The organism is Streptomyces pyxinae (genome assembly GCF_024756275.1).
In the GTDB taxonomy this organism is placed as follows: Bacteria; Actinomycetota; Actinomycetes; order Streptomycetales; family Streptomycetaceae; genus Streptomyces; species Streptomyces pyxinae.
Genome location: NZ_JANUGQ010000008.1, coordinates 185,928 through 200,490 on the forward strand (window position 1 = coordinate 185,928; position 14,563 = coordinate 200,490).

The following is a 14,563-nucleotide window of genomic DNA, read 5'->3' on the forward strand; positions in this document are numbered from 1 at the left end:
GGGCCCGGAACGCTTGTTCCGGGCCCGGCCCTTTTGTGTGTGCGGTGCGGTGCGCTGCCGTGCGGGGCGCGGTGGTGTGGGGTGCGCGCCCTGGTGGGTGGGGCGTTGCGGTTCTGCGCGCGGTGCGCCTTGTGGGTGGGGCGTCGCGGTTGCTTGGGCGGTGCGTGTCCGGGGTGCGTTGCGCTTGTGTGCGCGGTGCGGGTGGGGTGCTGCCGGTGGGGTGGGGGCGTGGCCCCTCCGGGCTCACCTCCTCGGAGCCGGCGGAACAACCGTTACCGGGATGAGTGGGCCGGGTATTACCGCCGTCTCCTGCGGGGGCGACCCTGGGCGCCCCCACCCCGGGCCGTCACTCACGTGTCCGTGCGTGGGTGGCCGAGCCCTCCTCCGGATGTCTGTCTGTACGGGGAAGGCCCCCCGCGGGTGAGTCGCGGGGGGCCTTCCGGGGGTGGGTCACGCCTTGTGGAGGCGGAAGGTGAGGGAGAGGGGTTCGTCGGTGAAGGGGGGGCCGTAGGAGTCGTCGGCCGGGCCGGTGGCGAAGTCGGTGGCGAGCACCTCGTCCGCGATCAGGGTCGCGTGGTCGGCCAGGGCTGAGGCGACCTCGGGGTCGGCGGACTCCCAGCGCAGGGCGATGCGGTCCGCGACGTCGAGGCCGCTGTTCTTGCGGGCCTCCTGGATCAGGCGGATGGCGTCGCGGGCCAGGCCGGCGCGGCGGAGCTCGGGGGTGATCTCCAGGTCCAGGGCGACCGTGGCGCCGGAGTCGGAGGCGACCGACCAGCCCTCGCGGGGGGTCTCGGTGATGAAGACCTCCTCGGGGGTGAGGGTGATGGTCTCGCCGTTGACGTCGAGGGTGGCCCCGCCGGTGCGGAGGGCGGCGGAGAGGGCGGCGGCGTCGGTGGCGGCGACGGCCTTGGCCACGTCCTGGACGCCCTTGCCGAAGCGCTTGCCGAGGGCGCGGAAGTTCGCCTTGGCCGTCGTGTCGACCAGGGAGTCGCCGACCTCGGAGAGGGAGGCGAGCGAGGAGACGTTGAGCTCCTCGGTGATCTGGGTCCGGAGGTCGGGCGAGAGGGCCGTGAAGCCGGTGGCCGCCACCAGGGCGCGGGAGAGCGGCTGGCGGGTCTTGACGCCGGACTCGGCGCGGGTCGCCCGGCCGAGCTCGACCAGCCGTCGGACCAGGTCCATCTGGGCGGAGAGCTCCGGGGAGATCGCGGCCCGGTCGGCCTCGGGCCAGCTGGTGAGGTGGACCGACTCGGGGGCGTCCGGGGTGACCGGGACGACCAGGTCCTGCCAGACCCGCTCGGTGATGAAGGGAGTGAGCGGGGCCATCAGGCGGGTGATGGTCTCGACCACGTCGTGCAGGGTGCGCAGCGCGGCCTTGTCGCCCTGCCAGAAGCGGCGGCGGGAGCGGCGTACGTACCAGTTGGAGAGGTCGTCGACGAAGGCGGAGAGCAGCTTGCCGGCTCGCTGGGTGTCGTACGCCTCCAGGGCCGAGGTCATCCCGTCGGTGAGCGAGTGCAGCTCGGAGAGGAGCCAGCGGTCCAGCACCGGGCGGTCGGCCGGGGCCGGGTCGGCGGCGGAGGGGGCCCAGCCGGCGGTGCGGGCGTAGAGGGCCTGGAAGGCGACGGTGTTCCAGTAGGTGAGGAGCGTCTTGCGGACGACCTCCTGGATGGTGCCGTGGCCGACCCGGCGGGCCGCCCAGGGGGAGCCGCCGGCCGCCATGAACCAGCGGACGGCGTCGGCGCCGTGCTGGTCCATGAGCGGGATGGGCTGGAGGATGTTGCCCAGATGCTTGGACATCTTGCGGCCGTCCTCGGCCAGGATGTGGCCGAGGCAGACGACGTTCTCGTAGGCGGACTTGTCGAAGACCAGGGTGCCGACGGCCATCAGGGTGTAGAACCAGCCGCGGGTCTGGTCGATGGCCTCGGAGATGAACTGTGCGGGGTAGCGCTGCTCGAACAGTTCCTTGTTGCGGTAGGGGTAGCCGTACTGGGCGAACGGCATGGAGCCGGAGTCGTACCAGGCGTCGATGACCTCGGGGACGCGGGTGGCGGTCTCCCGGCAGGTCGGGCAGGGGAAGGTGACGTCGTCGATGAACGGCCGGTGCGGGTCGAGGCCCGACTGGTCGGTGCCGGTCAGCTCGGACAGCTCGGCGAGCGAGCCCACGCAGGTGAGGTGGTCGTCGGCGCAGCGCCAGAGGGGGAGCGGGGTACCCCAGTAGCGGTTGCGGGAGAGCGCCCAGTCGACGTTGTTGGTGAGCCAGTCCCCGAAGCGGCCGTGCTTGACCGACTCCGGGAACCAGTTGGTGTTCTCGTTCTCCGCGAGCAGGCGGTCCTTGACGGCGGTGGTGCGGATGTACCAGGACGGCTGGGCGTAGTAGAGCAGCGCGGTGTGGCAGCGCCAGCAGTGCGGGTAGCTGTGCTCGTACGGGACGTGCCGGAAGAGCAGGCCCCGGGCGTCCAGGTCGGCGGTGAGGGCCTCGTCGGCCTTCTTGAAGAAGACGCCGCCGACCAGCGGGACGTCCTCCTCGAAGGTGCCGTCCGGGCGGACCGGGTTGACCACCGGCAGGCCGTAGGCGCGGCAGACCTTGAGGTCGTCCTCACCGAAGGCGGGGGACTGGTGGACCAGACCCGTACCGTCCTCGGTGGTGACGTACTCGGCGTTGACGACGAAGTGGGCCGGCTCACCGAAGGGGACCAGCTCGAAGGGGCGCCGGTAGGTCCAGCGCTCCATCTCGGCGCCGGTGAAGCTCTGGCCGGTGGGCTCCCAGCCCTCGCCGAGCGCCTTCTCCAGGAGGGGTTCCGCGACGACCAGCTGCTCCGTGCCGTCGGTGGCGACGACGTACCGGACGTCGGGGTGGGCGGCGACGGCGGTGTTGGAGACCAGGGTCCAGGGGGTCGTCGTCCAGACCAGCAGGGCGGCCTCGCCGGCGAGCGGGCCGGAGGTGACCGGGAAGCGGACGAAGACGGAGGGGTCGACCACCGTCTCGTACCCCTGGGCCAGCTCGTGATCGGAGAGCCCGGTGCCGCAGCGGGGGCACCAGGGGGCGACCCGGTGGTCCTGGACCAGCAGTCCCTTGTCGAAGATCTGCTTGAGCGACCACCAGACGGACTGGATGTACTCCGGGTCCATGGTCCGGTAGGCGCCGTCGAGGTCGGTCCAGTAACCCATGCGGGTGGTGAGCTCCGCGAAGGCGTTGGTGTGGCGGGTCACCGACTCCCGGCACTTGGCGTTGAACTCGGCGATGCCGTACGCCTCGATGTCCTTCTTGCCGGAGAAGCCCAGCTCCTTCTCGACGGCCAGCTCGACCGGCAGGCCGTGGCAGTCCCAGCCGGCCTTGCGGGCGACGTGGTAGCCGCGCATGGTGCGGAAGCGGGGGAAGACGTCCTTGAAGACCCGGGCCTCGATGTGGTGGGCGCCGGGCATGCCGTTGGCGGTGGGCGGGCCCTCGTAGAAGACCCACTCGGGGCGGCCCTCGGACTGCTCCAGGCTCTTGGCGAAGATCCTGCTCTCGCGCCAGAAGTCGAGCACGGCGTGTTCGAGCGCGGGCAGGTCGACCTGGGCGGGCACCTGGCGGTACTGCGGCATTCGGGTCCTCCGGCGGACTGTTCGTCGTTCCGTCCGGAGGGACGAGAGCCGGTCTGCTCCCGCGGTACCACCCTCCTTGGCCCCGGGCTGGCGCCCCGGGCCCCCTCATTGGGGTCGCGATGCCGGTTCTACTGACCGCGCGGGGATCCCGGCGGCGTTCTTCCGGCGGCTCCGGGGTGATGCTTCACGCCGGGCTCGCCTCCGGGCTCACACCGTCCCCGGATCGCTCTTGGCCGCTCGCGGCGCTACTCGGCCCCATCCGCGCCTTTCGCTGGGGCCAAGTGTACGGGCCCGGCGGGCGGGCGGCGGAATGGTTCACGGGGCCGGGCGCGCACCGGGAAGTGACCCGAATGGGCACCCGGGGGCGCGTCGGTCCCGGGCGGGCGCCCCCGGCGCGGATTACCCGGCGGGGAGCGGGGCACAACGGATGCAGGCTCGTCCCGTGGCACCGGGGGCGCTCCGGACCGGCGGCGTGCCCCGTTGCCGCGAGGCTGGAGTCGATTTATCGTCCCAGCACGGTGCGCGAGCAAGATCACAAAATGTGAAGGGGCCGCGGCATGGTGGCGAAGAAGACCGCCGTACGGAAGACCTCCCCCGCGGCCCCGGACGACAAGCCGGGCCCGGTGAGGAGAGCCCCCGAGGAGCCCGCGGAGCGGGTGGTGGACGCGCCGGCCGCGCGGAAGACGCCGGGGAAATCGGTGGGGAAGGCGCCGGGGAAGACGGCCGGGACGACAGCGGGGAAGAAGGCGGCCGGGAAGGCCGCGGAGAAGGCCGCTCCCGCGGCCCCGAGGGCGGCCGAGGCCGCGCGGCAGACAGGAGCCGACACCGTGACAGCCAAGAAGACGGCGGATGTGACCTCGGCGGACGCCTCCGGCGCGCCGGAGGCCGGCACGGCCGGGACCGCCCCCGGGGAACTCGCGGTCCGACCGGGGGAGGACCCCTGGAGCCCGGAGGAGGTGGCCGAGGCGCGGGCGGTCCTGCTGGCCGAGGTGACCCGGCTGGAGGCCGAGATCACCGCCTCCGAGCAGGCCCTCTCCGGGCTGATGCGGGACTCCGGCGACGGCGCCGGACAGGACGAGGCGGACACCGGCACCAAGAACGTCACCCGCGAGCACGAGCTGGCCATCGCCGCCAACGCCCGGGCCACCCTGGAGCAGGCCGGGCATGCTCTCCAGCGGCTGGACGCCGGGACGTACGGGCTCTGCGAGGTCTGCGGCAAGCCGATCGGCAAGGCGCGGATGCAGGCGTTCCCGCGCGCCACGCTCTGTGTGGAGGACAAGCAGAAGCAGGAGCGGCGGGGCTGAGGCCGGTTCCGGGCCGCGACCGGCGGGGACTGTGCCGGACGGGGTGTGCCGTACCCTCGTGCACAGTCGGGCTGGACGAGGTTGAGGGACTCACGTGGCAGAGGCGGAGCGCGTCATCGGTACGCCGGAGATGGACGACGAGGCCGTGGCGCCCGCCGGGCGGGGCAGGCGCCGGATCGCCGCCCTGATCGCGGTGGCCGTGGTCGCCTATCTGCTGGATCTCGGCAGCAAGATGCTGGTGGTGGCCCGGCTGGAGCACCACCGGCCGATCGAGGTGATCGGGGACCTGCTGCGCTTCCAGGCGGTCCGGAACCCCGGGGCGGCCTTCGGCATCGGTGAGGCGTTCACGGTGATCTTCACGGTGATCGCGGCGACGGTGATCGTGGTGATCGTCCGGCTGGCCCGGAAGCTCTACAGCCTCCCCTGGGCGATCGCGCTCGGGCTGCTGCTCGGCGGCGCGCTGGGCAATCTCACCGACCGGATCTTCCGCGCGCCCGGCGTGTTCAAGGGCGCGGTGGTGGACTTCATCGCCCCGGCGCACTTCGCCGTCTTCAATCTGGCGGACTCCGCGATCGTCTGCGGCGGCTTCCTGATCGTGATCCTCTCCTTCCGGGGGCTGGACCCGGACGGGACCGTGCACAAGGACTGAGGGCGGGAGCCCTTCTGACCGGTGGCCGCTGGTCGGTCCGGCTGTGGCCGGTGGCCGCTGGTCGGTCGGCTGTGGCTGATGGCCGCTGGTCGGTCGGCTGTGGCTGATGGCCGGTGGGTGATGCGCCGTGGCCGGTGCCCATGGGTGGCGCGCTGTGACCGGTGAGCGGTGCGCCGTGGCCGGTGCCCATGGGTGGCGCGCTGCCGGTGGGTGAGTGGTGGTCGCGGCCGTTCCGGGTTGCTGCCCGCCGGTTCCGTCGTCTCTTCTGTCTCTTCGCGGTGCCGCCGGCCCGGGGGCCCCGGGGCCCGGGGTGTGAGGGGCCGGGCGGGGCGGTGGGGGCGGCAAGGCATACTCGACGGGTGAGCACAGTTCCCGAGATCCGCACCCTGCCCGTCCCCGATGGCCTGGAGGGCGAGCGCGTCGACGCCGCCATCTCCCGGATGTTCGGGTTCTCCCGTACCAAGGCGGCCGAGCTGGCCGCCGCCGGGAAGGTGCTGGTGGACGGGGCCGTGGTCGGCAAGTCCGAGCGGGTCAGCGGGGGTGCCTGGCTGGAGGTCGAGATGCCCGGGGCGCCCGCGCCGGTGCAGATCGTGGCGGAGCCCGTGGAAGGCATGGAGATCGTCCACGACGACGACGACATCGTGGTGATCGTCAAGCCGGTCGGCGTGGCCGCGCACCCCAGCCCCGGCTGGACCGGGACGACCGTGATCGGCGGGCTGGCCGCCGCCGGGTACCGGATCTCCACCTCGGGCGCGGCCGAGCGGCAGGGCATCGTGCACCGGCTGGACGTCGGCACCTCCGGGCTGATGGTGGTGGCCAAGTCGGAGCGGGCGTACACGCTGCTGAAGGCGCAGTTCCGGGACCGGGTGGTGGACAAGCGCTACCACGCGCTGGTGCAGGGCCACCCCGACCCGCTGAGCGGCACCATCGACGCCCCGATCGGGCGCCACCCGAACCACGATTACAAGTGGGCGGTCACCGCCGACGGGAAGCCGTCGGTGACCCACTACGACCTGATCGAGGCGTACCGGGCCGCCTCGCTGCTGGACATCAAGCTGGAGACCGGCCGCACCCACCAGATCCGGGTGCACATGTCGGCGCACCGGCACCCCTGTGTGGGCGACCTCACCTATGGCGCCGACCCGACCATGGCCAAGCGGCTGAAGCTCACCCGGCAGTGGCTGCACGCGGTGCGGCTCGGCTTCGAGCACCCGTCGGACGGGCGCTGGGTGGAGTTCGCCAGCACCTACCCGGACGACCTCCAGGGCGCCCTGGACCGGATCGCCGCGGAGAGCGCGTGACCGGTACGGCCCCGGGCTTCGCCGTCCGGGAGGCGCGGGACGAGGCGGACCGGCGGGCGTGCTTCGCGGTGCGCCGGGCGGTCTTCGTCACGGAGCAGGGCGTGCCCGAGGAACTGGAGTACGACGCCCACGACGCGACCGCCGTCCATGTGCTGGCCGTCCACGCGGCCGACGGGACCCCGCTGGGCACCGGCCGGCTGCTGTACGGCCCCGGTGCCGCCGGCCGGACCGGTGGCGCGGCGGGGGTCGGGGCGCTGGGCCGGCTGGCGGTGGACCGGGCGGCCCGGGGACTCGGCGTCGGGGTGGCGCTGGTACGGGCGATCGAGGAGGCGGCCCGGGCCCGGGGCCTGACCGCCGTGGACCTGCACGCCCAGACCCATGCGCTCGGCTTCTACGAGCGGCTGGGCTACGCCGCGTACGGCGGGGAGTTCCCGGACGCGGGCATTCCGCATCAGGCGATGCGCCGGGAGCTCTGAGCCCGGCCCCGGGTGGTCTCCCGGGGCCGCGACCCGGCGGGGTGCGCGGGTGGTCGTCGGCGTCGTCGGGGCCGGTCATGGCAGGGTGGAGGCCCTGATCGTCGTGGCCGTGAGGGCCGGAGGGGCACACCGTGGATCAATTGGCTCTGCTGCTCGTGCTGCTGCTGGGAGCGGTGGTGACCGTACCGCTCGGGGAGCGGCTGCGGTTGCCGGCGCCGGTGCTGATGACGCTGGCCGGCATCGTGCTGGCTCTGCTGCCGTTCGTGCCGAACGTGGAGATCCCGCCCGACTTCATCCTGCCGCTGGTGCTTCCGCCGCTGCTCTACGCGGCCGTGCAGCGCACCTCCTGGCGCCAGTTCGCGGCCAACAAGCGGCCGATCTTCCTGCTGGCGGTGGCGCTGGTGTTCGTCACCACGGCGGCGGTGGCCGCGGTGGCGAGCGCGGTGGTGCCCGGACTGCCGATCGCCGCCGCCGTGGCGCTGGGCGCGCTGGTCGCCCCGCCGGACCCGGTGGCCGCGACCGCCGTCGCCGGCTCGCTGGGGCTGCCCCGCCGGCTGGTCTCCATCCTGGAGGGCGAGGGACTGTTCAACGACGTGACCGCGATCACCCTGTACCACGTGGCGATCGGTGCGGCCGTGGGCGGCAGCTTCTCCTGGGGCGGGGCCGTCGGCGAGCTGGTGCTCTCCGCCGTGGTGGCGGTCGCGATGGGGATGGCGCTCGGCTGGATGACCACCAAGCTGATGGGGCTGCTCGGCGAGGCGGTGCTCCAGACCGGGCTGACCCTGCTGGTGCCGTTCGTCGCCTATGTGCTGGCCGAGGAGCTGCACGGCTCCGGGGTGCTGGCCGTGCTGGTGGTCGCGCTCTATCTGGCCGAGCACGCGGTGGACGCCGACGACGTGATGGGCCGGCTGGCCGGGCGGACGTTCTGGGAGATCGTCGACACCCTGGTCACCGGGATCGCCTTCGGGCTGATCGGGCTGGAGCTGCACAACGTCTTCGGCACCTCCGAGGGCCGGTTGCCCGAGATGCTGGGCTGGGGGGCGGTGGTGGTCGCCGTGGTGGTCGGCGTCCGGCTGCTCTGGCTGCTGCCGGCGACCTGGCTCGCCAAGCGGCTGCACACCCGCCGGGACGTGGAGGAGGAGATCCCGATGTCCTGGCGGGAGACCGTGGTCATGTGGTGGGCCGGGATGCGGGGCGTGGCCTCGGTGGCGCTGGCCCTCGCCATTCCGCTGACCATGGACGACGGGAACCCGTTCCCGGGCCGGGACGAGGTGGTGTTCATCGCCTTCTGCGTCATCATGGCGACCCTGGTCGTGCAGGGGCTCACCCTGCCGTTCCTGGTCCGCCGGCTCGGGGTACGGGCCGACACGGACGCGGAACGCGAGCTGGAGCGGGCGCTCGCGGTCCGGGCGGCCAAGGCGGCCAAGCGGCGGCTGAAGGAGATCGAGGAGGTCGAGGAGCTGCCGGAGGACCTCCAGGAGCGGCTTCAGCGCATCGCGTACGACGTGGGCGCGCGGATCAGCCCGGACATGGTGGACGAGGAGCGGCGCTCGGCCTTCGCCCAGCGGACCAAGCGGTTCAAGGCGATGCAGCGGATCCAGCAGGAGCTGATGTCGGCCGCCCGGCACGAGGTGCTGTCGGCCCGCCGTGAGCCGGGCGCCGACCCGGAGGTGGTGGACCGGGTGCTCCGCCAGCTGGACGTGCGCAGCCTGCGCTGAGGGCTCCGCCCGGGTACGAGTGCGGCCCGGCACCGGGGGTGTGTCCCTCCGGGGCCGGGCCGCGGTCTGTGGGAGCGGGATCGTGGGCGGGTCGGCCGCGATCCGTGGGGGAGCCGCGGGCGGGTCAGCCGCGGCCGGTGCGGACGGGTTCCCCGTACCGGGTGGCGCCGTCCTTCTCGTACGCCTCCTGCTCCTCGGTCTCGGCCTTCCGGAGGCCGGCGCGGACATACCGCTCGGAGTTGTTGCTGTGCACCTCGGAGGGGTGCGGCGGGCGGTCCGGCCACTGGTCGCCGGGGGGCGTCTCGGCGGCGGAGGTGGCGATCCGGGGGAGGGCGTACGGGTGTTCCTCGCAGAGCCAGGCGATCATCTGCTCGCGCACGGCGCACCGCACGGTCCAGATATCGTCGGCGTCCTTGGCGGTGACCACGGCGCGGACCTGGATGGTGCTGGGCGTGGTGTCGGTCACGGCGAGCGACCAGTCGCGGCCGTCCCAGGCGCTGCTCTCCCGCAGGATGCTCCGGAGCTTCTCGCGCATCCGGGCGACCGGGGCGGAGTGGTCCAGGTGGAAGAAGACCGTGCCGGTCATCTGCACACCGCCGCGCGACCAGTTCTCGAAGGGCTTGCTGGTGAAGTACGACACCGGCATGGTGATCCGGCGCTCGTCCCAGGTCCGTACCGCGAGGAAGGTCAGCGTGACCTCCTCGACCACGCCCCACTCGCCGTCCACCACCACGGTGTCTCCTATCCGGACCATGTCGCCGAAGGCGATCTGGAAGCCGGCGAAGAGGTTGCCCAGCGTCGACTGGGCGGCGACACCGGCGACGATGCCGATGACACCGGCCGAGGCCAGCATCGACGTACCGACGGTGCGGAAGTCGGGGAAGGTGAGCAGCATCGCCGCCACGGCCACCACGGCGACCACCGCCGTGACGATCCGCATGATCAGGGTGACCTGGGTACGCACCCGGCGCACCCGGGCGGCGTCCCGGGTGGCGGAGGCGTACCGGGCGTACGAGGACTCCACTATGGCCGCGGCGATCCGGATCACCAGCCAGGCGCTGGAGCCGATCAGCACCAGGGACAGGCCCTGGCCGATGCCGAGCGCGTGGTCTTTCACCGGTGACCAGCGGATCTGCCGGTAGGTGCCGCGCAGCAGGGCGGTCAGCACCACCACCTGGAGGGGGAGGCGGCAGCGCCGCAGCAGCCCCCAGAGCGGGGTCTCGTGGTGCCGGGCGTCGGCTCGGCGCAGCAGGACGTCGGCGAGGTAGCCGAACAGCAGCGTGAGCACGACCGAGCCACCGACGACGGTCAACGGGCGCAGTACGTTCTCCATGGCTCCGTAGCTAACTGGCAGGATGGCCGAATGGACATCATGCTCTTCCATTCGGTTCACGGTCTCGGCCCGGCGGTGGTGGCCGCAGCCGACCGGCTGCGCGCCGCCGGGCACCACGTGCGCGTGCCCGACCTGTTCGAGGGCCAAACCGCCGCCACCACCGAGGAGGGCATGACGATCAAGGACCGGATCGGCCAGGAGGAGCTGCTGCGGCGGGCGGTGGCGGCGGCCGCGCCCCACTCGGACCAGGGGCTGGTCTATGCCGGGTTCTCGCTGGGCGCGGCGCTCGCGCAGACCCTGGCGCTCGGTGACGAGAAGGCCCGTGGCCTGCTGCTTCTGCACGGTACGTCGGACCTGGCGGACGACGCCTCGGTGGACGGGCTGCCGGTGCAGCTGCATGTGGCGGACCCGGATCCGTTCGAGCCGGACGACTGGCTGAACGCCTGGTACCTGCGGATGCGGCGGGCCGGCGCCGATGTGGAGGTCTTCCGGTACGCGGGCGCCGGGCACCTCTACACCGACCCCGAACTGCCCGACCACGACGCGGAGGCGGCCGAGCGGACCTGGCGCACGGCGCTCGGGTTCCTGGCGAGTCTGTAGGGGAGGCGGCGGGGCCCGGGGCGTGGCCGGGCCCCGGCGCGGGGCGTGTTGTCAGACGACCGGGGCGGACGCCCGCTCCACCCGCTGGGTGCCGCTGAGCGTCCGGTAGGAGCGGGCCCAGGCGGTGGTGGCGTCGGGGCGCCGCTTGTCGGAGACCGTGTAGTAGTCCATCTGCGAGCGCTCGGCCGTGACATCCAGCACGCCGTAGCCGTGGTGGTCCATGTCCAGCCACTTCACATGGCGGTTGGCGCCCCGGAGCGCGGCCGTGGCGGCGACCGAGACGGTGCCCGGCGCCACGTGCAGCAGGTCGTCCAGGTTGTCCGAGGTGACCGAGGTCACCACGAACTCGGTCGCGGCGGAGCGGGAGAGCGGATAAGTGGCGGCCGTCACCGGCACGTCGTTGGCCCAGGCCATGTGGATGTCCCCGGTGAGGAACACGGTGTTGGCGATGGAGTGGCCGGTCAGATGGGCCAGCAGCTCCCGGCGGTCGTCGGTGTAGCCGTCCCACTGGTCCACGTTGATCGCCAGCCCGCCCTGCGGCAGCCCGAGCAACTCGGCGAGCGGGGCCAGCAGATGGGCGGGGAGCGCGCCGAAGGCCACCGGCGAGATCATCACCGAGGTGCCGACCAGTTTCCAGGTGGCGTCCGAGGCGAGCAGTCCGGCCTTCAGCCAGTCGAGCTGGGCCCGGCCGGTGATGCTGCGGGCGGGGTCGTCCACCGTCCCGCTGCCGATCCGCGCCTGCTGGTCGCGGAAGGAGCGCAGGTCGAGCAGGTGCAGATCGGCCAGCCGGCCGAAGCGCAGCCGCCGGTAGACGGTGCCCGCGGTGGAGGCGCGGACCGGCATCCACTCGAAGTACGCCTGTCTCGCCGCCGCCTGCCGGGCCGCCCAGTCGCCCTCGGCACCCGGGGTGTGGTTCTCGGCCCCGCCCGACCAGCTGTCGTTGGCGAACTCGTGGTCGTCCCAGATCGCGACGACCGGGTGCGCGGCGTGCAGCGCCTGGAGGGCCGGGTCGGTCTTGTAGGTGCCGTGCCGCAGCCGGTAGTCCGCGAGGCTCACGATCTCGTGCCGGGGTTCGTGCGGCCGTACGACGTACTTGGCGGCCGGGTACTGACCGCTGCCGTACTCGTAGATGTAGTCCCCGAGGTGCAGCACCGCGTCCAGGTCCGTGCGGGCGGCGAGATGCCGGTACGCCGAGAAGTGGCCGGACTCCCAGTTGGCGCAGGAGACCACGCCGAACCGGACGCCGGGCGTGGCGGTGTCGGCCGCCGGGGCGGTACGGGTACGGCCGGTGGCCGAGACGGCCGGGACCGGGCCGGTGCCGGCCGTGAAGCGGAACCAGTAGGACGTCTCCGGCCGCAGCCCCCGGACGTCGGCCTTGACGGTGTGGTCGGTGGTGGCCGTGGCGAGGACGGCGCCCCGGGCCACGGTGCGGGTGAAGGCCCGGTCCTCGGCCACCTCCCAGCGTACCTCGGTGTCCGCGCCCCGCCCGGAGCCGGGCAGGGCGTCGGGGGCGGGAGTGACGCGCGTCCACAGCAGGACGCCGTCGGGGAGCGGGTCGCCGGAGGCGATCCCGTGCAGGAAGACCGGCGTCTCGGCGGCGGTGGCCCCGGCGGCCCCGCCGGCGGGCACGGGAGCCGGACCGGGCAGGGCGGCGGCGAGCGCGGGTGCCGGAGCGGCGAGCGCCGGAGCGGCGACGGCGGTGGCCGCGGCGGCCCGGACGACCGCACGGCGGCTCGGCGTTGAAATGTCTACGTCACGACTGGTCACGGCCGATCAGATTACTGACCGGTATGTCGCACGAAAAGGTGAACGGGCGGACGAACCCGAAGAGTTCGTCCGCCCGTCCCTCCCCGTCCGCCCACCGCTCACCCACCGGGCCGGCAGACCCGGGCGAGGCAGGGACCGAGCCGACCGGGGCCGAGCGGGGGCCGTGCCGGCCGGGGCCGGGCCCGGTGCGGAGGCGTGCCCCGCCGGGACCCCGGGCCCCGGCCCCGGAGCCGTCAGCCCTTGAGGGCCTTGTCGACGGCCGTGGTGAACTCGGCGGCGGTCATGGGGGCGTTCTTGCCGCCCGCGTCGGTGACCGGCTTGCCGTCCATCCGCAGGCTGGGCGTACCGGTGACCCCGCTCTTGTCGAAGGTGGCGGACATCTTCATCGCCCAGGCGTCGAAGGTGCCGTCCTCGACGTTCTTCTTGAACTGCGCGTTGCCCTTGAGCGCCGGGACCGTGTCGGCGACCTCCAGCAGGTAGGAGTCCTTGGCGAACTTGTCGTCCGACTCCTCCGGGTGCCACTTGGCGGAGTAGAGCGCCGCCTTGAAGTCCAGGAAGGCGTCCGGGCTCACGTTCAGCGCCGCGCCGAGGGCGGACAGGGCGTTCTTGGAGCCCTGTCCGTTGGCGGCGTTGTCGATGAAGGTGGCGCCGATGTACTTGATCTTGTACTTGCCGGCCTCGACGTCCTTGTCGATCGTCGGGCCGACCCCCTGCTCGAAGACCGCGCAGACCGGGCAGCGGGAGTCCTCGTACAGCTCCAGCGTCTTCTTCGCCGCCGGCTTGCCGATCACGACGGTGGTGCCGTCGTCGCCGGTGGTGTTCTTGGGCGCGGTGACCTTGGCGTCCTTGGCCGCCTCCCACTGGGAGGGCTTGTTGTTCTGGACCACGGCGTAGCCGATGCCGCCGGCCAGGGCGAGGACGCCGACCACCGACAGGGCGACGATGATCTGCCGCCGCGTCTTGTCCTTCTTGGCCTGGCGCTCGCGCTCCAGGCGCAGTCGCTCGCGGGCCGCCGCCTTGTTGGCCTGGTTGTTCCGTGCACTCATGATCGTGAATCTCCGTGGGGAAGGGTGTGACGGGACGGGGGACCGTTCCGGCCGGGCGGCGCGGGCCGCTCGGCGGGCCGGCCGCTCAGACGGTGAGGGCCGGGCGGGGCGGTCCCCGCCGCCCCACGGAGTGGGTGAGGAGCCGGGTGCGCGCGGACGGGCGCGGCTCCCCGGCGGGTGACGGCCGCCGGCGCGCCGGCTCCCCGGGCGTCCCGGTGGCGGCCACCGCGAGCAGCAACGGCCGGAAGGCGCAGGCGGCGGCCGAGCGGGCCAGCGCGGCCAGGGCGCGTTCGCCGCGCCGCAGCCAGCCGGCGGCGAGCAGCCCGACCGAGACATGGACGGCCAGCAGCAGCCAGGGCAGGGCCGGGTCGGGGGAGTGCGGCAGGGCGGCCATCCCGCCCTCCGGCACGACCACCCCGGGCAGCGGGGCGCCGACCTGTCCGCCGCAGAGCACATCGACCCCGACCGCCCGCAGCGAGCCCGCCACGGGGCCGCCGGCCGGGCCGTAACAGACGTGCTGGCCGGCGGTGAAGACGGTGTCGGCGGCCAGCTCCAGCGGGATCAGCAGCGCCGCGATCCGCCCGAAGCCGCGCTCCCGGCCGGCCAGCGCCCAGGCGGCCGCGAAGACCCCGGCGGCGACGGCGGCCACCGTGCCCAGCGGCAGCGGCACCCGGGACAGCAGCACATGGGAGGCGACGGACAGCGTCACGGTCATCGCCGTGAAGAGCGCCGCCCGCAGCCCCCTGAGCCGGGTCCCGGATATGTCGTCCATCGCCGCAGAGTGTGC

11 protein-coding genes are annotated in these 14,563 nt (G+C 73.2%); 6 read left to right on the forward strand and 5 right to left on the reverse strand.

Going from position 1 to position 14,563, the window contains the following annotated elements; genetic code table 11:
- Window positions 1–450 precede the first annotated feature (450 nt).
- Window positions 451–3,582: an isoleucine--tRNA ligase gene (ileS, locus tag NX801_RS12215; protein WP_258787519.1), complete on the reverse strand. Its 3,132-nt coding sequence runs from the start codon at window positions 3,580–3,582 to the stop codon at window positions 451–453.
- A gap of 557 nt (window positions 3,583–4,139) precedes the next feature.
- Here ileS and NX801_RS12220 point away from each other — a divergent pair.
- The 5 genes from NX801_RS12220 to NX801_RS12240 all read left to right on the forward strand — a co-directional run bounded on the left by NX801_RS12220 (window position 4,140) and on the right by NX801_RS12240 (window position 9,030).
- Window positions 4,140–4,886 (forward strand): TraR/DksA family transcriptional regulator, encoded by a 747-nt coding sequence (locus NX801_RS12220; protein ID WP_258787520.1) that lies wholly within the window; start codon window positions 4,140–4,142, stop codon window positions 4,884–4,886.
- Between the two features lie 94 nt (window positions 4,887–4,980).
- Entirely contained in the window at window positions 4,981–5,535 is a 555-nt protein-coding gene (gene lspA / locus NX801_RS12225; protein ID WP_258787524.1) for a signal peptidase II, read from the forward strand.
- A 359-nt stretch (window positions 5,536–5,894) separates the two neighbouring features.
- On the forward strand, window positions 5,895–6,836 hold the full coding sequence (locus tag NX801_RS12230; protein WP_258787525.1) for an RluA family pseudouridine synthase: 942 nt from the start codon (window positions 5,895–5,897) through the stop codon (window positions 6,834–6,836).
- Complete coding sequence (locus NX801_RS12235) at window positions 6,833–7,312, forward strand: GNAT family N-acetyltransferase (protein ID WP_258787527.1); 480 nt, start codon at window positions 6,833–6,835, stop codon at window positions 7,310–7,312. Before NX801_RS12230 ends, NX801_RS12235 begins: the two co-directional genes overlap by 4 nt.
- 131 nt (window positions 7,313–7,443) lie before the next feature.
- Window positions 7,444–9,030, forward strand: coding sequence for a Na+/H+ antiporter (locus tag NX801_RS12240; RefSeq protein ID WP_258787529.1), 1,587 nt, complete (start codon window positions 7,444–7,446; stop codon window positions 9,028–9,030).
- 124 nt (window positions 9,031–9,154) lie between these two features.
- Here the strand turns inward: NX801_RS12240 and NX801_RS12245 are convergent, their stop codons facing one another.
- A complete protein-coding gene (locus NX801_RS12245; RefSeq protein WP_258787632.1) occupies window positions 9,155–10,363 on the reverse strand; it encodes a mechanosensitive ion channel family protein in 1,209 nt (402 codons plus the stop codon).
- Window positions 10,364–10,393: 30 nt separating this feature from the next.
- Between NX801_RS12245 and NX801_RS12250 the strand changes: the two genes are divergently transcribed.
- A complete protein-coding gene (locus NX801_RS12250; RefSeq protein ID WP_258787530.1) occupies window positions 10,394–10,963 on the forward strand; it encodes a dienelactone hydrolase family protein in 570 nt (189 codons plus the stop codon).
- 51 nt (window positions 10,964–11,014) lie between these two features.
- Here NX801_RS12250 and NX801_RS12255 read toward each other — a convergent pair whose 3' ends face one another.
- The 3 genes from NX801_RS12255 to NX801_RS12265 form a co-directional block, all read right to left on the reverse strand.
- The gene (locus NX801_RS12255; RefSeq protein WP_258787531.1) at window positions 11,015–12,730 is read right to left on the reverse strand and encodes an alkaline phosphatase D family protein; all 1,716 of its coding nucleotides are present in this window, start codon (window positions 12,728–12,730) and stop codon (window positions 11,015–11,017) included.
- Between the two features lie 233 nt (window positions 12,731–12,963).
- Window positions 12,964–13,776 (reverse strand): DsbA family protein, encoded by an 813-nt coding sequence (locus NX801_RS12260; RefSeq protein ID WP_258787532.1) that lies wholly within the window; start codon window positions 13,774–13,776, stop codon window positions 12,964–12,966.
- 85 nt (window positions 13,777–13,861) lie between these two features.
- Window positions 13,862–14,548 carry a hypothetical protein gene (locus tag NX801_RS12265; protein ID WP_258787533.1) on the reverse strand — a complete coding sequence of 229 codons (687 nt, stop codon included), beginning with the start codon at window positions 14,546–14,548 and terminating at the stop codon, window positions 13,862–13,864.
- Window positions 14,549–14,563 lie beyond the last annotated feature (15 nt).

Coding starts and splice junctions, on each gene's coding strand:
- ileS (WP_258787519.1), bottom strand. CDS start 3,582: ATGCCGCAGTACCGCCAGGTGCCCGCCCAGGTCGACCTGCCCGCGCTC.
- NX801_RS12220 (WP_258787520.1), top strand. CDS start 4,140: ATGGTGGCGAAGAAGACCGCCGTACGGAAGACCTCCCCCGCGGCCCCG.
- NX801_RS12245 (WP_258787632.1), bottom strand. CDS start 10,363: ATGGAGAACGTACTGCGCCCGTTGACCGTCGTCGGTGGCTCGGTCGTG.
- NX801_RS12250 (WP_258787530.1), top strand. CDS start 10,394: ATGGACATCATGCTCTTCCATTCGGTTCACGGTCTCGGCCCGGCGGTG.
- NX801_RS12260 (WP_258787532.1), bottom strand. CDS start 13,776: ATGAGTGCACGGAACAACCAGGCCAACAAGGCGGCGGCCCGCGAGCGA.
- NX801_RS12265 (WP_258787533.1), bottom strand. CDS start 14,548: ATGGACGACATATCCGGGACCCGGCTCAGGGGGCTGCGGGCGGCGCTC.